17 protein-coding genes are annotated in these 16495 nt (G+C 61.1%); 6 read left to right on the top strand and 11 right to left on the bottom strand.

Going from position 1 to position 16495, the window contains the following annotated elements; all coding sequences use genetic code 11:
• Positions 1–154: 154 nt before the first annotated feature.
• Both JQ641_RS25275 and JQ641_RS25270 read right to left on the bottom strand, forming a co-directional pair.
• Positions 155–625 (bottom strand): hypothetical protein, encoded by a 471-nt coding sequence (locus tag JQ641_RS25275; protein ID WP_211998596.1) that lies wholly within the window; start codon positions 623–625, stop codon positions 155–157.
• 409 nt (positions 626–1034) lie between these two features.
• A complete protein-coding gene (locus tag JQ641_RS25270) occupies positions 1035–1397 on the bottom strand; it encodes a YybH family protein (RefSeq protein ID WP_211998595.1) in 363 nt (120 codons plus the stop codon).
• 343 nt (positions 1398–1740) lie between these two features.
• On the opposite strand from JQ641_RS25270, the gene JQ641_RS25265 reads away from it, so the two are divergent.
• Positions 1741–1932: a hypothetical protein gene (locus JQ641_RS25265; RefSeq protein WP_211998594.1), complete on the top strand. Its 192-nt coding sequence runs from the start codon at positions 1741–1743 to the stop codon at positions 1930–1932.
• 125 nt (positions 1933–2057) lie between these two features.
• Here JQ641_RS25265 and JQ641_RS25260 read toward each other — a convergent pair whose 3' ends face one another.
• Positions 2058–2525, bottom strand: a complete 468-nt coding sequence (locus tag JQ641_RS25260; RefSeq protein WP_211998593.1) for a hypothetical protein — start codon at positions 2523–2525, stop codon at positions 2058–2060.
• A gap of 266 nt (positions 2526–2791) precedes the next feature.
• On the opposite strand from JQ641_RS25260, the gene JQ641_RS25255 reads away from it, so the two are divergent.
• Positions 2792–3175: a hypothetical protein gene (locus tag JQ641_RS25255; RefSeq protein ID WP_211998592.1), complete on the top strand. Its 384-nt coding sequence runs from the start codon at positions 2792–2794 to the stop codon at positions 3173–3175.
• 66 nt (positions 3176–3241) lie between these two features.
• Here JQ641_RS25255 and JQ641_RS25250 read toward each other — a convergent pair whose 3' ends face one another.
• The 8 genes from JQ641_RS25250 to JQ641_RS25215 all read right to left on the bottom strand — a co-directional run bounded on the left by JQ641_RS25250 (position 3242) and on the right by JQ641_RS25215 (position 13038).
• Complete coding sequence (locus JQ641_RS25250; RefSeq protein ID WP_211998591.1) at positions 3242–4102, bottom strand: SDR family oxidoreductase; 861 nt, start codon at positions 4100–4102, stop codon at positions 3242–3244.
• A 137-nt stretch (positions 4103–4239) separates the two neighbouring features.
• Positions 4240–5328, bottom strand: a complete 1089-nt coding sequence (locus JQ641_RS25245; protein ID WP_211998590.1) for a mandelate racemase/muconate lactonizing enzyme family protein — start codon at positions 5326–5328, stop codon at positions 4240–4242.
• Positions 5329–5440: 112 nt separating this feature from the next.
• Positions 5441–6013 (bottom strand): phasin family protein, encoded by a 573-nt coding sequence (locus JQ641_RS25240; RefSeq protein ID WP_211998589.1) that lies wholly within the window; start codon positions 6011–6013, stop codon positions 5441–5443.
• 254 nt (positions 6014–6267) lie between these two features.
• Positions 6268–7155 carry an alpha/beta fold hydrolase gene (locus JQ641_RS25235; protein WP_211998588.1) on the bottom strand — a complete coding sequence of 296 codons (888 nt, stop codon included), beginning with the start codon at positions 7153–7155 and terminating at the stop codon, positions 6268–6270.
• A gap of 441 nt (positions 7156–7596) precedes the next feature.
• Complete coding sequence (locus JQ641_RS25230; protein ID WP_211998587.1) at positions 7597–8481, bottom strand: L,D-transpeptidase; 885 nt, start codon at positions 8479–8481, stop codon at positions 7597–7599.
• A gap of 287 nt (positions 8482–8768) precedes the next feature.
• Positions 8769–9773: an ABC transporter substrate-binding protein gene (locus JQ641_RS25225; protein ID WP_211998586.1), complete on the bottom strand. Its 1005-nt coding sequence runs from the start codon at positions 9771–9773 to the stop codon at positions 8769–8771.
• A gap of 603 nt (positions 9774–10376) precedes the next feature.
• Positions 10377–11561, bottom strand: coding sequence for a cytochrome P450 (locus JQ641_RS25220; protein WP_211998585.1), 1185 nt, complete (start codon positions 11559–11561; stop codon positions 10377–10379).
• A 514-nt stretch (positions 11562–12075) separates the two neighbouring features.
• Complete coding sequence (locus tag JQ641_RS25215) at positions 12076–13038, bottom strand: AraC family transcriptional regulator (RefSeq protein ID WP_211998584.1); 963 nt, start codon at positions 13036–13038, stop codon at positions 12076–12078.
• Positions 13039–13253: 215 nt separating this feature from the next.
• Here JQ641_RS25215 and JQ641_RS25210 point away from each other — a divergent pair, with 215 nt between their 5' ends.
• The 4 genes from JQ641_RS25210 to JQ641_RS25195 all read left to right on the top strand — a co-directional run bounded on the left by JQ641_RS25210 (position 13254) and on the right by JQ641_RS25195 (position 16280).
• The gene (locus JQ641_RS25210) at positions 13254–14024 is read left to right on the top strand and encodes an alpha/beta fold hydrolase (RefSeq protein ID WP_211998583.1); all 771 of its coding nucleotides are present in this window, start codon (positions 13254–13256) and stop codon (positions 14022–14024) included.
• Between the two features lie 191 nt (positions 14025–14215).
• Positions 14216–15091 carry an alpha/beta fold hydrolase gene (locus JQ641_RS25205; RefSeq protein ID WP_211998582.1) on the top strand — a complete coding sequence of 292 codons (876 nt, stop codon included), beginning with the start codon at positions 14216–14218 and terminating at the stop codon, positions 15089–15091.
• A gap of 62 nt (positions 15092–15153) precedes the next feature.
• Complete coding sequence (locus tag JQ641_RS25200) at positions 15154–15648, top strand: DUF302 domain-containing protein (protein ID WP_211998581.1); 495 nt, start codon at positions 15154–15156, stop codon at positions 15646–15648.
• Between the two features lie 107 nt (positions 15649–15755).
• Complete coding sequence (locus tag JQ641_RS25195) at positions 15756–16280, top strand: hypothetical protein (protein ID WP_211998580.1); 525 nt, start codon at positions 15756–15758, stop codon at positions 16278–16280.
• Positions 16281–16495 lie beyond the last annotated feature (215 nt).

Here is a 16495-nt window from a genome sequence, read left to right as displayed (position 1 = left end):
ACCTCGGCGGAAGCAGGCATCAGTCGTGCTGTTTCGACGCAATATCGAATTCGGGCGGGCCCTGCTCGCGTGATATCGCGCGCGGGTCTACGAGAATCGCCAAGCAACGCCGATAGCCGGCGTTCTCCGACATCGGACTCGCAAACGTGCGCGTCTAGTTGCCGAACAGCGCCACGCGCGAATTGTCGTCACCACCAAAGGCCATGACCGGGGCTTCGTCGCGCTCTCGCGTTTCCAGTCGCTGCCTGGCGCGGGCAGCCTCGCGCTTGAATTTGCGTTCGGCGTAGCGCTTGCGGCGTTCACGCACTTCGGCTTCTGCCTTCTTCGCGTCCGGCTTCTCAACGCGTTTTTCCGGTTGCGCCGCCTGCACGGGCTCGGGCGCCGGGTCCACCACTGCAGCCTGTTGCGATGTCTGTTGGGGCGGTTGCGGCGGCTGGGCTGCCTCCGCCGTCGTAGGCAGAATGACCCTGACGGGGGACGGCAGTTCTGCGGTCGTACGTGCCTGGTAGCCGGAGTGGTCCTTGAGCGCCGAGTTGGCCATCAGGAGGCCGCTGCCAAAGCCAACTCCCAGGATGACAAAAGTAGTTCCCACACCTGCAAAAAAAATGCGCGCGCTCGATGCCATGACCGTGTCTCCGACAATGCACGTCAACACAATGATCGCGAGATATGTTCCGGGTCGGGAAAAATAGGTAGCCGGCGTTTGCTTGGCCGCTGCAATTCCTGCCCTCACGCGCCTGAGGTTTGCGCCTCGCTTGAGCAGTGGCCGAAAAACTTGTCGCCGCGATGACCGGCAGCGCTGCCGAACATTATGAAAAGCCCTGCCGAGCGGGTGCTCGGCAGGGCTCACGCAGAGAAGTCGACGGACGGCAAGCGGGGACCTTGGTGGCCCATCGAGGGTCTGCGAGCGTGTTAGCGTCGGCACTAACGTCCCGTATTGCCACTTGTTCCCGGTAAGATACTCGAGAAGGTCGTCGCCTTAACGCCGTCCGCGTTTGAACCTGATAGCGAAACCGACGGTTCGCGAATGTGGTTTATGCCGACAGACGTCGATCCAACGGCCCACAATGGGTGCGCTCAATTTTGCCTGACGGGCTGAAGCGAAAATGCGCCCGCACCGGACTGGCTTTGTTGTTTCGATAATCAACCCAAATGCCGTTTTCCGTCACCGTGAGATCGTCGAGGGTAAAGGCAGTCGGGAGCTGGTTTTGCAGTTTGCCGGTCCAGTAAGCCGACAACGGCTCTCGCCCGGTCAGCCGCGCACCCTCGCAATCGCATTCAAGCGTGGCGCGCTCGTCGTAGAGATCGAGCAAAGCGTTGAGGTCGCCTGATCGACATGCGTCGAGCCAGTCAATAACAACGGCCAGCGGATCGAAGTCATCAGGGGCAAGCGACATAACGGTCCCATTATAAAAGCCACCCCCGGCGCTGAATAGACAGCGCATGATGAATGCATCTTGAACGGCCCAGGCCTCGCACCCCGTAAAAACACGGTGCCGCCCCTCTCCTCCTCATGCCAAGCCTTCGCCGTGCCGCGAGGGAAGTCATGTTTGTGCGTGCATGCATGCATGCATGCGGAGAAGCGATGACTGGCCAATGCCGATCTGGCCAACAGCAGACTGCGCCCGACGCAGGTCTTGTTCCCCAGGGAACAGCGGGGGGCGGCAGACGGGGGCATGGTCCTGCTCACCGATGAAACGGAGCGATGATCGCCCCGGTCGGACACGACGGAGCAAACCGATGACCAGCAATACCGGACTTCTGAACGACACCGAGCTTGCGACCGCTTCAGGTGGCATCACTTCGCTGATTGGCACCAGCACCATTGCGCATCCGCACATTCCCCGGAATCACGACCTGCTGACGCCGCAGCAGATCGCGAAGCTGCTTTCGTTCAACGGCGGCTTCAGCCCCCCGATCCCCCGCAGCTGATTTCAGCAAGCCGAAAGCTGAATTGCCTGATCTCGCCTCCCCTGGCCAGGGAGGCGAGGTCTTTCACGGCGCCCAATCGTTCATGGAGAAGCTGGCTTCCGTCGCGACCGCACCGCTTCAGAACCTCACTTCGCCGCGCCCTGCTTCTTGTCGCGCGGCAGGAATGGCTTGAGCGGTCGCTTGATCGCGCCCGCGCAGGCACGGGTGACGGTCTTGCCGCCCTCGGTCCAGGTCTGCGTGCCCTTCAGGTTGGCGCTGCGCCGCACGAAGCTGCCGCTGTATTTCGCCTGGTACTCGCGGCTGCCGCTTTTCCAGGTGCCCTGAAGATCGATTTTCTGGCCATCGATTTTTCCGGTGCCCTGCTCGGCCGTGGCCTCGACGACGGCGTTGCGCAGCCGCACCACATGCGTGTAGCGCGCGGCGCTGCCGCTGATCGTGACCTCGATAGCCTCGCGCATCTTGTCGCTGGTAAACGGCAGCTTGTCGCATACCATGGTGCCGCGATAGGTGGCGTCGATCACTTCCGCCGCGACGGGCGTACCCATCGTCGCCATCATCGCCGCCGCCAGCACTGCACGTTCCAGCCGCACCATTGCCGCCCCCTCGTCTCGTTGCCGCCGCCGAGCGGTCTTCCGCCGCTTCCTTCAATCCGCATCGTACTGCCCAACCGGGGACGTCGATAGGGGCTGAATCCTGCTTCGCTGCTGCAACATGGCTGCGCTGGTCGTTGCCCTGGCCTAGTCTGGTGCCGGTCGCAATGATGTCGTGCTGCGACCGTTGGTCCGCAAAATCAAGTTTGACCGCTGCGCCGCCGTGGAACAAACTATCCCTCTTAGTCACTTTTCAATGGGAGGCGGACTTGAAGAAACTCGTTACGGCGGCAGCCATTTCGTTCTTTGTCCTTGGATCGTCATTGGCGTTGGCTCAGACCGCGCCAATGTTGATAGGAAAAGACACCAGCAAGACAGGCGCCACTCCACCCAACCAGGGCGGCAGTGCGCCCATCGCGGTTGATCCAAAAGCCAAGAAACCGGCTCCCATGGCAGGTGCTGATTTCCAGCACAAAGCAGGCGCCCAACCACCCAACGCAGGCGCCAGTGCGCCCATCGCGGTTGATCCAAAAGCCAAGAAACCGACTCCCATGGCAGGTGCTGATTTCCAGCACAAAGCAGGCGCCCAACCACCCAACGCAGGCGCCAGTGCGCCGATCGCGTCCGCGCCCGCGGCCAAAGGGAAGAAGTAGGACCAGAGCAGTTTTTGTGCGTCTGAAGGCCCCGTCCCCACGGGGCCTTCTTCGTTTGCTGCGAGCTCACAGATTTACGTCGAGGCCGAACTCCCGCTTGACCATGAGCACGTAGTCTGCGTCGCTCACCGACCCGATACTGATCACCTCCTCGTCGGTCTTGCTTGCCCGCCATTGCAGGAACGGCGCGGCGTCGGGGCCGACCGGGTAACGGAACTGCCAGCTGTCGCCATCGACAATTTCGCGAATTTTTTCGCCAACGACGTAGGGCGACGTCGGCTTGGTCAGCGACTGCGCGAACAAAGCCCTTTGACGCCGGGAGTGCGGGTAAGGACTGTCGCGGGGTACCGGCGCGGCCTTGGAGAATATCGGCGTCGCAATGACTCCCGGTTCGATAACGGCAACCCGCACGTTGAACGCCTTCATTTCCTGCGCAAGACACTCGCTCAAGGCCTCCAAGGCAAACTTGGACGCGGAGTAAGCCGCTGCAGGAGCCAAAGCCATTCGGCCGGCAACCGACGTGACATTGACGATGCACCCCTGGCGCCGTTGGCGCATCCCGGGCACGACGGCCTTGATGCAGCGGAGCGCACCGAAGAAATTGGTTTCCATCACCTGGCGAAATCTCGTCGTGGAGCATTCCTCCACCGAGCCGCCACCACCAATCCCGGCGTTATTCACCAGTACGTCGAGACGACCGTGCTCGGCCATGACCTTGGCGAACGCACTTTCGACCGAAGCATCATCATCCACGTCGAGGGCGGCTATCGTGACCGGGAGGTTCTCGGCCGCCACGATTTTCCGAAGCTCGCCCGCACTCTCCGGATTTCGCATCGTCGCGATGACGGTATGTCCACCACGCGCGAGAGTTACGGCGGTCGCTAATCCAATTCCGCTGCTCGTTCCGGTAACCAATGCAATGGCCATGAGAATCTCCACACCGTTGAAGTGCATCCATTTGACACTGCAAGTGCTATTATTAGGTCATTCTCCGGGAAATTCCGCAATATCCAATCGGCGACCTGCGGGCCCCCCTGTGAGGCAGAGTACACGCTGGTGGTTGGCTATGACGCGACGTGCGCCAGCCCCTTCCAGTCGAAGGTGATGCCATGGCCCGGCCGCGCCGGCGCCAATGCCATGCCCTGTTCGAGGACGAGCGGTTGCTCGATATAGCGGTCGAGCCCGAAACCGTGCGCCTCGAGATAGGAGCGGTTTGAGCAGGCTGCGAGCAGGTGGACGGTAATGTCGTGCGCGCCGTGGCTGGTGACCGGAAGATTGAACGCTTCGGCGAGCCGCGCGATCTTCATAAAGACTGTGACGCCGCCGCAATTGGTGACATCGGGCTCGGGATACGACACCGCACCGGCCGCGATATAGTTCTTGAACTCCCACAGCGAGCGCAGGTTTTCGCCCGCCGCGATCGGCACGCCGCCGGCAGCCATGATGCGGGCGTGGCCGGCAACATCATCGGGAATGATCGGCTCTTCAAGCCAGGTCAGGTCGAAGGGTTGCAGGGCGCGCGCGGCGCGGATCGCCTCCTCGACCGTCCACTTCATGTTGGCATCCGCCATCAGCGGAAAGCCGTCGCCAAGATGCTTGCGCATCGCCTGCACGCGCGTGACATCGGAGGCGAGATCGGGCCGGCCGACCTTCATCTTGATGGCGCGAAAGCCCTTGGCGAGATTGTCGTCGGTTTGCCGCAGCAGCGCCTCCACGGAGAGATCGAGGTCGATGCCGCCGGCGTAACAGGGTACGCGCGCGTCGAAGGCGCCGAGCAGACGAAACAGCGGCACGTTGGCGCGGCGCGCCTTGAGGTCCCACAGCGCGATATCAAGCGCCGACAGCGCGAGCACGGGCGGTCCGCCGCGGCCGCCATAGTGCAACGCCCACCAGACATGATGCCAGATCGCCTCCGTGTCATCCGCTTCGCGGCCCTCGATCAGTCCGGGAATTTCCCGACGGAGCGTATCGGCAATCGCGCCGCCATTGCGGCCGACCGTGTAGGTATAGCCGACACCTTCGGCCCCGTCGGAATCGCGGACACGGCACGTGATCAATTCGAAGGCGTTGATTTGGCCGTGCGTGCTGTCGGAGAGGCTAACGGTCAACGGGATCCGATAGAGCCCGGTGTCGATCGTCCTGATAAGCGCCATGGTCCGCCCTTTTTGGGCATCCTATGCTGCCGCCGTTAGCAGGGCAATTGCTTCAACAATTTACATCCGATGGGTGCTCTCCGGAAGGAACGGTCGTGATCGGCGGCCTGGTTCACCTTGGTCGCATGGTCCCCCAAGATGTGAATGTCTGCCTGGCAAGTTCGCGGTAGAGCTCGCAAATCTTTTGCGTCTCGGCAACAAACGTCAAATAGGCCTGCCTTGCAAATTCGGTCTGAATCTCAATTGCCTTGTCGAACGACCGCGCGCCGATGAGCTTCTCGACGAGCAACCCGCTCTCCTGAAGCGACATCCTGGTGTAGTCCCGGTACGCATTCGCGATGGTTTGAATACTGACTGGGTTCTCTTGAATACTGACTGGGTCCTCGTTCGCCGGAAGAACTGCGATAATCGAGGGCACATCCGCCTGTTCAACTTCACCGATGACGGCCGCAGGCGCGGCTGTGTCGTCCGTGGAAACCTCAGGTGACACCATTTCCGCGGAAACCTCAGGTAACGCCATCGCCATGGAAACCTCAGGTGACGCCACCATTGGGCCGATCTGAGCTTCATTCTGCGGATCAAGATTCGGACTTGGCCGTTGTTCTGACTTCCGGCTCTGCTGGTCCGTCTTCCGGTTGCGCTGGCGGGGCTTACCGCCGGATTTGCCCTGGTGCGTCGTCGACATTGTTGAACTCCACTAAATTCCGCTGTCGAAATCAGACCAGACATCAAGACTTCGCCATGTTTGCGATGGAATCGCGGTTCTGGCTTGTCCCTTGGGCGGCTTTGGTGTGGTAGCGGAAAATTTGAACGGAACGCGGGACGCTTGCGCGGAGCAAGGTTCCTTGTCAGGCATCGAGGAGGACGGCCGCTCTTGGCGCAAACGGGCATGCTGGAAGCTCGACGTCCGGCAACTTCTATCAGCGGACGTCACCAGACTCATTCAGCTTCCTTCATCCAGCGCACGATCCCGGGCCAATACTCTTCAAGCGTGCGCCTCCCCATGAACAGACTTAGATGGCCGCACGGGGCGACCGCGTGGCGCAGGGATTCCGCCGGCGTTCCTACCAGCCGTTGCACTGCCAGCAATTGTTCCGGGGCAACCACGTCGTCGGCGCTCCCGGCCAGAAGATACATCGGAAGCTGCAGCCGCGAGAGGTCGATCTCTTTTCCCAGGGCGACGAAGTTTCCGCTGGCGAGCGCGTTGCATTTGTACAGTTTCTCGACAACTTCGAGATAGTATTTTCCGGGAACGTCGATCGTCCAGGAATTCCAGTTCTTGAAGATGGCTTCGAGTCGGGTGAATTCCGGCGAGCCGATCGGCTGCACACTCTGCAGAGCGCTTCTGATATCTTTCGGGTCAGTCTCGTTCCCCCAGAACGGCGCGACGTTGCGGCCGATAACGAGACCATCGCCGGACTTGACCAGGTTCTCAAACACGAACCGCGGGGTCGCCTCGGCAATCGCAGACAAGCCGGATTGCTGCGCGGCAATATCAACCGGCGCGCCGGCCATCACAAGCTTGCGTACCTTGGCCGGGAAGCGTCCCGCATAGACCAGGGATAACCAGCCACCCTGGCAAAGCCCCACGAGATCGACCAGGCCGCCGAGATGATCGACAAGGACATTGAGTTCGGCAAGATATTCGTCGATTCCAAGAAATCGCATGTCAGCGCTGGCAGAGTGCCAATCGGCCATGAACAGCCGTTCAATACCGGCGCCCTGGAGGGCCGCAACGAGACTATGGCCGGCCGCAAGGTCGGCGATAGCGGCTCCATGCAGTGCGAGCGGCGGGCATAGCAGGGCGGGAACACCGCTTCTGCCCACCGTAAAGTCACGAAGCCGGACGCTGTGCAGATCCAGCGCGATCGTGCTTGGCGTGGCTCCTTCCGGCTCCTGCGCAGGACCGGCGCCACCAGCGTCGGCGGAGAATCCAAGAAGCTGCGCCGCGACGGACGAGGCGGTTTCAGCGGCCGATGCAGCGACGATCGCAGGCCAGAAGAACGCCGCATAAGGGAATTGATCGCCTGGATATCGATCCATTTGAAAGATGTCCCGTGCGCCCCACGCGATAAGCTAGCACTTTTCGCTGGGCATCGAGCCGGGAAATGGCGCGGCCGGGCTCAGCTATTGAGCCATGACGGCTCCCGGCGCAAAGCGGACATGCGCATAGACTACCCTTGTCGGCCAAGGATCAGAAGCTGACTTAAAGCGGCAACTCGAAATTGTCTCCTTGTCCCCAGTTGCAGACCGAGGACGGGGACTAAGTTACTGGACCTCGGCGATCTTCGGTCCAGACGACGGCGTATGCGCGTTAGTTGCCGTGGGCCGGTTCGACGGCGATGCCGGATCCGGCGATCGGAAAGCGGCGTCGGGCGGCGCTCCCTGGGACGGCCGACGGGCAGCGGTTGGCGGAAGCACGATCACTTTCGCTCCGACTTTCACCCGCTCATAAAGGTCCACGACGTCCTCATTGGTCAGCCGGATACAGCCGGACGAAACCCGCTTCCCGATCGTATCGGGCTTGTTGGTGCCGTGAATTCTAAATTCGGTCTCGCCCAGATACATCGCCCGAGCGCCGAGCGGGTTGCCGGGACCGCCTGCCATGAACCGCGGCAGATAGGGCTGACGCACAAGCATGTCTGCAGGCGGACGCCAATCCGGCCATTCTGTTTTACGAGCCACCGTCTGTTCACCGGACCATACGAAACCTTCGCGGCCAACGCCGATGCCGTAGCGCATCGCTTGGACGTCGTTCAAGACGAGATAAAGGAATGTGTTCTTGGTATCGATGATCACGGTGCCCGGTGTCTGGTGGCTGGCGTAGTCAACCACCTGCCGAACAAATGCTCCGGGAGCGTCAGCGGCTTTTGGGGTTTCGAACGGAGGCGCGGGGGGCAAAATCGGGGCCGGGGTCGGGGTCGGAGTCGGAGCCGGAACTGTCGCTGATGCATGAACTGGAGTTGACACGTAAACCGGAGTTGACGACGCCATGGCCTGGTGCGCGGACGGTTTCCGGATCGGTTGCACGCTCGTCGGGGGAGACAGCAAACAGTACCCCAATGCGGCGACGGCAACTACGCCAATTCCAACTCTCCCGAACATTGGTATTGCGAGCGTCTCTGCCTTTTTACGTTTAGCCCGCTTGCTCATATCGTTCCCCAGGTCACCATGCCTGGATGGGGTACACAGCAAAATTTAAGAAACTTCGAAGCGATTTCGCTCAGACTGGAACCGCTTGCGATGGTTAACGCCGAAATCCCGTTGGCAACAAAAAATTGGGCAAAGCGGACACGCTCCGCTGTTTTCGGTGACGGCGGCTTTGGTCAGAAGTCGACTTGGCGCGAATGTCTGCTACTGGCGCAAGGCAGACCTTTGGACCATTAGCGATGTCGGCTAAGTGCCATAACCGGACTCATGCGCCGCAGCAAACAGCCTCTCTATTCGATGACCTCATCGGCGCGTGCCAGAACATTTGGCGGGATTTCGAGGCCGAGCGTTGTTGCGGTTTTGAGGTTGATAGCGAAGAGGAACTTGGTCGCTTGCTGGTACGGAATTTCGCCCGGCTTGGCTCCGCGCAAAATCTGATCGATTTGCCCGGCCGCGCCTCTATAAGCTTCGGAGAGCTTGATGCCGTAGGCCATCAACCCGCCGGAAGAGACGAACTCCGGATAGGCGTACATCGCTGGCAGGCGGGCGGCCGTTGCCAGCTCGGAGATAAGCCTGCGGTTTGCGATGTTCTCGCTCTGATCGCTCGCGAGGAGCGCTTGCGCTCCTGCATCGGCGATCGCCAGGATGACTCGGCGATACTCCGGCTCCTGAAGAGAACCATGGAGCTGCGGCCCAACAAAGTTCAGGCCTTGCCGTTGCGCAGCCTCCCGAAGGGCCGGGCCGTACCACGAGTCCCAAGTCTCGTGGTCCGCAAGGAAGCCTATGCGGGAGAGGCCAGGGATAGCTTCTTTCAACAGTTCGAGACGCTTCCCCCAAACCTCTCGACCGGCGTCGACACTGACTCCCGTAATGTTACCACCAGGCCGCGCCAAACTCGTCGCAATGCCGGCAGCGACCGGATCGGCCGAAATGCCGACGATCGGCATGGTTAGGGTGGCGGCTTTTAGCAACAAAATCATTTCGTTCTTTCCCGACAGGATCACGTCTGGCCTGCGACCTACAACCTCACGGGCCAGATCGGCATATTGCGCGGTCCGCCCCTCGGCGGAATAACGCTCGACACGTAGGTTTTGGCCTTCGATATAGCCGAGGCGGCGAAGCTCCGCGAAGAACGCGGGGAACCACGGGAGACGGTCGCTCGCCTCGTTCATCTCGGACACGGGGTACGACGGATGGGCAATGGCAATGCGGTAAACCTTGCCCGCCTGCTGCGCCTCAGCGCGGCTGAGCGCGGCGGTGCAAACGAGACCGGCAATGAACGCGCGGCGCCTCATCTGATCCCCTCCTTGGCTCCTGAGCCGGGAGCGTAACAGCGCTTTAACTTGCGCTATCTTATCACGTCGGAATGAGGGCGGGCGCGCTAAACTGGATACACCGGCTCACGATCACGGCCGTTCTGGCCGACTGCCAAATGTCGTTCGCCCTTCGAGCTGTAAGCAGACGAAGATGCGTTTCGAGACGGCTCATTTCAGGCCACGCAAGATATCGTGAAGTCGCTCAGAGTTTGGGACACCGCCCCTATCCTGCTCGGCGCGCCGCATCGGTCCGCTTGCATCGCGGACAGCGGGTTGCGATTAGAAGCAGCGACGCACGTCGGGTTCGGGTCATTCGCGTCAGCTCGCCCGGACCACCACGACTTCCAGTGTACCCCGGTGAACGGACATTGTCAGGATAGGCGGGCATGTCTCAAAGGTGCCAACATGCGACATCTCGATATTATTCAATCACCTCGCCAGCTTGCGCGGCCAGGACCCGGCGAGAGCTGATCTATGCGAAGAACCTGCCGCGCAACTCGCCGACAAGCTGCTTGCGGGGAATTGCGGACGATCTGCGGCAGCGGATGAGGCAAAATAAAACGCCTCTTCCTCGCGCCGCTCCTATTGCAGGAGAATCGGCAGATTAAGCGGGCCGCGGAAACCGAATCCGTGCCAGCGCACGCCCGCGGGATCAGGCAAGGTCATGTTGGGGAAGCGCTCGAACAGCATGGGCAGCAGGATCGCGCCAACGGTTCGCCGCGACAGGTGCGCGCCCGCGCAGTGATGCGGGCCGTTACCAAAGGCCTGGTGAGGATTGGGCTCACGCAACCCGTAATAGTTTTCGCCATCGTCGAAGACGTCCTCGTCTCGATTGGCCGACGCCTGGATCGTCATAACGGTGTCGCCTTTCGGGATGAAGCAGCCGCGGATCTCCGTGTCCTCCATAACGAGCCGCGAACTCGCCTGGATCGGCGCCACCCACCGCACCCCTTCCTCGAAGGCTGAGCGCCATTTGTCGCCTGCGCGCACGGCGTCAAGCTGATCCGGATTGGTGAGCAGGCCGTAGAGGATCGTCAGCAGGGCGTCGCGCGGCTCGTTGATGCCGCCGCCGATCGCGATCTTCACATTGGCGATCATCTGACTTTCCGGAATCGGATTCTTCGCGTTCACCATGAAGGAGAGCGCTGAGGAATCCGGTTCGGCCCGCACGCGTTCGGCGTTGGCGCGAATACATTTGTCCATTTCCGCATTGGCGATGTCGGTCGCATCGAAAGGCCCCGGCGTCCAGCCGAAATTGCCAGCGCCGTCGATCAGCGTCTGCGACCATCGCTGCATGTCCTCATCGTTCGCGTCCGGAACGCCCATCGCATGTGCCAGAATCCGTGCGGCAAGCGGTCCTGCGAGACCGGGAAAAAGATCGACCACCTCACCGCGCGGCAGCCGATCAAGATACGCCGCGGCCAGTTTCGCATATAGCGGCGCCCAGACGGATTCGATCGTCTTCGGCATCAGGGCCGGCATCATCGCCATGCGTTCGGTCCGGTGCTCGTCGTGGTCCTTGCGCATCAGCGTATGCGCGAGAAAAGCGCGCTTCATGGGCGTGTTCGGGTCGTCGGAGCTGAACAACGCCGCGTTGTCCTTCACGTATTTGGTGTCGGCGGCCTTGGTGAGGAAGGTGCGGCCTACGGATTTGACCCGTAATACGGGCGCTTCGCGTCTCAGGCGCCGGTAGATCGGATAGGGATCGCGCGAGAGCTCTTCGATCGTGATGGTCTCGTCCAGGGGGGCCAGGCACGCGGTCGGCATGGGGTGATCCTATTGGTTGTGGGCCCGTATGTGCCGAGGCGGAGCATATTGGCAGGCGAGAAACAGCGCAATCCGGCGTCGCCGGACCGGCAGGCGCGAAGCCGGCACGCTCCTCCGCCGCGCCGGAACCGAATGAGAGAAGAATTCAGGACCAAGCCTGATTATACCGGGAGAGAAAAGCCGGCATCGACAGGGACAGGTCGCGCCGTTGAAGGTAATGCATGCGAGCGACACAAGCCTGCTCCCTAGCGGATTTGAGGAGAGAGCGTTACCTTTTGGCTATCCGCGCGAGCGCGTGTTCCGGCAGACGGCCAGAGTCCGTTGTGGGTCAAAAGCTGACTTGGACCGGATGTCTGCTTTTGAGGCAAAGCGGACATCCACCGAAAAGGCTGACGAAGCAACCGCCACGTCGAGACGGGTACAACCTGGAGTCCCGCAATCTTAGAGAAAGCTGCCCCGGGCGACTAGGTCAGACATGTATGACTAAACGGCACGAACTTCAGCTGGGCCAAGGTCAATCGGCGACTTCTGCTTCCTGAACGTCCCCTTGCCTTTGGCCGCTGTCAGAACGTCGAGTTGCTCGGTACCGGCCAGGCGACATGCCGTGATATCGATGGAACAGCTTCGAAAACGCCGCCGCTGTCTCGTAGCCGACCCGGCTGGCAATCCGCGCGATGGGTTCCTCGCTGGTTTCCAGCAGGAACGCCGCTTCCGCCATCCGGCGTTCGATCACATAGCGGTGCATGGACTGGCCGACGAGCTTGGTAAAGCGCGCCGAAAATACCGAGCGGCCGAGCCCCACGCGGTGGCCAAGGTCGCTCAGGGTCCAGGGCCGCTCCGGGCTTTCGTGAATCAGCTTGAGCGCCGGTCCGATATGCGGGTCGGATATGGCCCCGAGCCAGCCGCCTTGTCCGGGACTGAGTGACGCGATCCAGCTTCGGAGCACCTCGACAAAGAGCACTTCCGTCAGTCGTGAGAGCGCGACGCGTTGGCCAGGACGCTCAAGCGCGGACTCGCTGACCATGCGGCGCAGGATTGCTTCAAGCCAACCACCGTCCGCCGTCGGCTTCAGCAGGAGCACGGGTGGAAGTAGCTCCAGCACGTTGCCAAACAGCGGCCGTGACACCGTGAAATTTCCGCAAATCATGGTCGATAGCGGCTTTGCACGGGTGCCGTGACGGATGACGCCGAGAAGCGGCGACGATCGATCGATATCGATAATCCGCAAAGGCTTGGCCCGGCGATCCGAGTAAAACACATGCGGCTCTCCGCGTGTGATGACGACGAAATCGCCCTCGGTCATCTGGATTTCCTGTCCCTGTTCGAGCGCGAGGGTCGCTGAGCCCTGGCTGAGATAGTGAAACAGAGCGTAGGGGCGCGTCGGCAACTCAAGATGCCAGGGATGGCCGAGCTCGAAGTGAAAAAGCAGCGTCCCGCCGAGACGAACGCGATCGAGCACTTGGGCGAGGATGTCCATGCCGCCGAGATTAGACCGCTGGACGATTGGACACAACATCCGGACGATTGATCTCTATCGTCCGAAAGGTCCGCGGAATAGGTCATGTCGCAGCGGGCCGACGTCACGTGCGGCAACCATCTCGCCGACGGCGGATGGGAAAACCGCGACCTTTCTGGAAACGCTCGTCCATTCCCCCGGACCGTGTTCGTCCGACATGCCAACAGGAACAATCAATGCGAAATATTCTTCTCTCAGCCGCCACCGTACTCCTGGCCGGAACGACATTGGTCGGCTCCGTCCATTCCGCCGAACTGCCCAAGGGAGCAGCCCACAATATCGTGCTCGTGCACGGCGCTTTCGTGGACCAGACGAGCTGGCAGCCCGTTGCCGATATTCTCACGAAGAAAGGCTACAGCGTAACGCTCGTGGAAAATCCGCTCACTTCGCTCGCCGCCGACGTTGATGCCACCAAACAGGCGCTCGCCAAGCAGGACGGCAGGACCGTTCTGGTCGGCCATTCATGGGGCGGCGTGGTGATCACGCAAGCCGGCAACGATCCCAAGGTTTCGGCGCTGGTCTATGTTTCCGCTTTCGCGCCGGAGGTCGGTGAATCCCTGGCGTCGCTGGCAAAGGCCGGCCCGCCGACCGAAGGCGGCAAAGCGATCCATCCGGACGCGAAGGGCAATTTGTACATCGATCCCAAGGTGTTTCCGTCGGCCGTCGCGGCTGACCTTCCTCCTGAGATCGCTCAGCACCTCGCCAACACGCAGCTTCCGTTGAATCACGTTGCGTTCGAAGCCCCCGTCGACATTGCGGCCTGGCATGACAAGCCGACATTCTATGTCATCAGCACGAAGGACAAAGTCCTCGCGCCCGAGGCCCAGAAGTCGTTCGCATCCAGGATCAAGGCTCAGACGACGGAAGTCGCCGGCAGCCATGCCTCGCTCGTCGTCCATGCGAAGCAAGTCGCTGAGGTCATCGAAAAGGCTGCACTCGCGAAGTGACGGTACCGCTCCCGGCGCTTTCGCACCGGGAGCGCGTGCGCTCGCTCAGAGAACGCAGAACGCATCGGACCGCGATGGCGAAAACCAGTCAAAGCCGCGGAAGCGCCAGCGACATCCTGGGGGAAGGTCCCGGTCGCTGCGCCACACCGGTCCCCCACTCGATTACTTATGCCAAGCATCCAGAGGATGACATGACTCAACTCGACATCGCGAACCAGGACGCCGCCACGCTCGAAGCGGCGCCGACCCGTTACATCGAAGGCCACGGAATCCGCTTCGCCTATCGCCGCCTCGGCCCCGCGACCGGAACGCCGCTGGTTCTCCTGCAGCACTTCTCTGGCAACATCGATGCATGGGATCCCGCCGTCATCAACGCTCTGGCCGCTGATCGCCCCGTGATCGCCTTCGACAACGCCGGGGTCGGCCGCTCGACCGGTCAAACGCCCGACAATGTCGCGGCGATGGCACGAGACGCGGTCGACTTCATCAACTTGCTCGGCCTGACCGAAGTCGACCTGCTAGGCTTTTCCCTCGGCGGCTGCGTCGCTCAGCAGATCGCCGCCGAGCACGGACGGCTGGTCCGCAAGCTTATCCTCGTCGGTACCGCGCCAAAAGGCGGTGAGGAACACCTGTTAGCGGTTTTGCAGGAAGCGTTTTCCCAAACCGATGCGCCGGACCCCCGCCTGCCGTTGTTCTTCACGAGTTCGGCCGCCAGCCGGTCGTCCGGTTTGGCCTTCCTGAAGCGGACGAAGCTGCGTAAGGACGATCGGGACACCGATAACGGCAGCGCGGTAACCGATCCGCAGGCCAAGGCGCTGATCACCTGGTGCGCCACACCAGATCCCGGGCACGCCATTCTGCGCGCCATCCGCCAGCCCGCTCTTGTGGTGAGCGGCAGTCACGACACCATGCTGCCCGCGAGCAACGCCTACGCAATGTCTAGGGAATTAAGCAACGCCCAGCTGGTCCTCTATCCCGATTCAGGGCACGGCGCCCTGTTTCAGCACCACGAGATGTTCGTCAGCCACGTCCGGACCTTCCTGGATGCACAGCCCGCGGCTGCATGACTCCCGGCGCGTTCCGACGCGATCAGAGGCACTTTATCCATGAGAGTTGTTACGGAGGACAAATGACAATCGCTAAAGTCGAGGTGGAGCGTTTCAGCCTCACGAGCTTAAAACCATTCGACGCTGTCGTGGCCGCGCTCAAGTCGGCGGTCGGGCAACCTAACATGGCCGAATTCTTCAAGGAGACCAGGGCGACAAAATCCTTCCCGGATTTGGAGCACGTTGTACAACGCGGCCTCGGCCGAACGGACCTTATGCTGTTTGCGGAGTTCGACTTGGGCGACATTCTGCGTCGCGAAACTGGATCCAAGACGCCCAAGATCATACGGCTCGTGGTCGGCAATCCACTCATCATGAAAGAAATGGTCAAGCACGTGCCCGATGCGGGATCTTACGCTCCAGTCACAGTGCTCATTGATGAACGTCCCGATGGCGTCCACGTCTCCTATGACAAAATGGAGAGTTATCTGCTGCATTATGGCAGCCCGGAAGCCCTTGCCGTCGCCCGAAATCTCGATGCGAAAATCACAACCTTGCTACGCGAATGTGCAAGCTAAAACGTCCCGATGAAGTCTCGGCCGATGGAATTGGTAACTGATACCAATCTCGGAACGCGACGGGCGTTGTCATGACGCGAGCCAGACGTTGGAAGGGATACTCCTGCATGTACAAGGCACTTCTTGTCACTCTCACTGCTTCGGCTCTTTTCACCGGGGCTGTCGCGCCTCCCGCCGTCAGCAAAGAGCCGCTGGATGCTGCGACCCTCAGCGCGATAAAATTGAAGTTCTGCAGACTGATGGAATTGGCCAACAAGCACGATTTCAAGGCCCTGCATGGGATGTTCTGGCAATCGCCTTCGACCCTGTTGGTGGCAAAGAGCGCGATCCAGTCCGAGGGGAACTGGGCTGGCTTCTGGGGCAACGAGGCGGTTGATCAAAAGCTGCATGATATCGGCAGCTCCGGTCCGGTCGTGCTCGAGCCGGATTATTCGAAGCTCAGGGTCGTCGGCCTGACGCGCGACGTCGCCGAGTCCTACGTGCCGATGAACATCACGGTCTCTTATGCGGGGCAGGATGGAACGGCCAGACCGTTTCTGATGATCATCAATTGGCTTCGCGTCGGGAAGGACTGGAAGATCGCTTCCGAAATCATTCTGCCGGTGCCGCCCGTACCCGCCGCGAAGGGCTAGGCGCGAGGCTTCGACTGTTCGGCGCTGACTCCTCGCATTCCTCTGTATTGAGCGCAACGTCCTGGGACTGTCTTCTCGCAGCTGACAGACCAACCGCTGGTCGTGCGAGACGCCGGCGACGCGCCCGCCGAGCGGTCGACTGACGGTGCGTCAACGTTAACCATGCGGCAGCCTGATCTCGCACGGGGTGCACGCTTAATTAGCGCTTAACGCTT

The sequence above is a fragment of the Bradyrhizobium sp. JYMT SZCCT0180 genome (genome assembly GCF_018130165.1).
In the GTDB taxonomy this organism is placed as follows: Bacteria; Pseudomonadota; Alphaproteobacteria; order Rhizobiales; family Xanthobacteraceae; genus Bradyrhizobium.
This window is presented reverse-complemented; position numbering and strand designations above follow the sequence as displayed.

Excerpts from the sequence above, each read along its gene's own strand:
- JQ641_RS25275 (WP_211998596.1), bottom strand. The coding sequence starts at position 625 with ATGGCATCGAGCGCGCGCATTTTTTTTGCAGGTGTGGGAACTACTTTT.
- JQ641_RS25270 (WP_211998595.1), bottom strand. The coding sequence starts at position 1,397 with ATGTCGCTTGCCCCTGATGACTTCGATCCGCTGGCCGTTGTTATTGAC.
- JQ641_RS25265 (WP_211998594.1), top strand. The coding sequence starts at position 1,741 with ATGACCAGCAATACCGGACTTCTGAACGACACCGAGCTTGCGACCGCT.
- JQ641_RS25260 (WP_211998593.1), bottom strand. The coding sequence starts at position 2,525 with ATGGTGCGGCTGGAACGTGCAGTGCTGGCGGCGGCGATGATGGCGACG.
- JQ641_RS25250 (WP_211998591.1), bottom strand. The coding sequence starts at position 4,102 with ATGGCCATTGCATTGGTTACCGGAACGAGCAGCGGAATTGGATTAGCG.
- JQ641_RS25245 (WP_211998590.1), bottom strand. The coding sequence starts at position 5,328 with ATGGCGCTTATCAGGACGATCGACACCGGGCTCTATCGGATCCCGTTG.
- JQ641_RS25240 (WP_211998589.1), bottom strand. The coding sequence starts at position 6,013 with ATGTCGACGACGCACCAGGGCAAATCCGGCGGTAAGCCCCGCCAGCGC.
- JQ641_RS25230 (WP_211998587.1), bottom strand. The coding sequence starts at position 8,481 with ATGAGCAAGCGGGCTAAACGTAAAAAGGCAGAGACGCTCGCAATACCA.
- JQ641_RS25225 (WP_211998586.1), bottom strand. The coding sequence starts at position 9,773 with ATGAGGCGCCGCGCGTTCATTGCCGGTCTCGTTTGCACCGCCGCGCTC.
- JQ641_RS25220 (WP_211998585.1), bottom strand. The coding sequence starts at position 11,561 with ATGCCGACCGCGTGCCTGGCCCCCCTGGACGAGACCATCACGATCGAA.
- JQ641_RS25215 (WP_211998584.1), bottom strand. The coding sequence starts at position 13,038 with ATGGACATCCTCGCCCAAGTGCTCGATCGCGTTCGTCTCGGCGGGACG.
- JQ641_RS25210 (WP_211998583.1), top strand. The coding sequence starts at position 13,254 with ATGCGAAATATTCTTCTCTCAGCCGCCACCGTACTCCTGGCCGGAACG.
- JQ641_RS25205 (WP_211998582.1), top strand. The coding sequence starts at position 14,216 with ATGACTCAACTCGACATCGCGAACCAGGACGCCGCCACGCTCGAAGCG.
- JQ641_RS25200 (WP_211998581.1), top strand. The coding sequence starts at position 15,154 with ATGACAATCGCTAAAGTCGAGGTGGAGCGTTTCAGCCTCACGAGCTTA.
- JQ641_RS25195 (WP_211998580.1), top strand. The coding sequence starts at position 15,756 with ATGTACAAGGCACTTCTTGTCACTCTCACTGCTTCGGCTCTTTTCACC.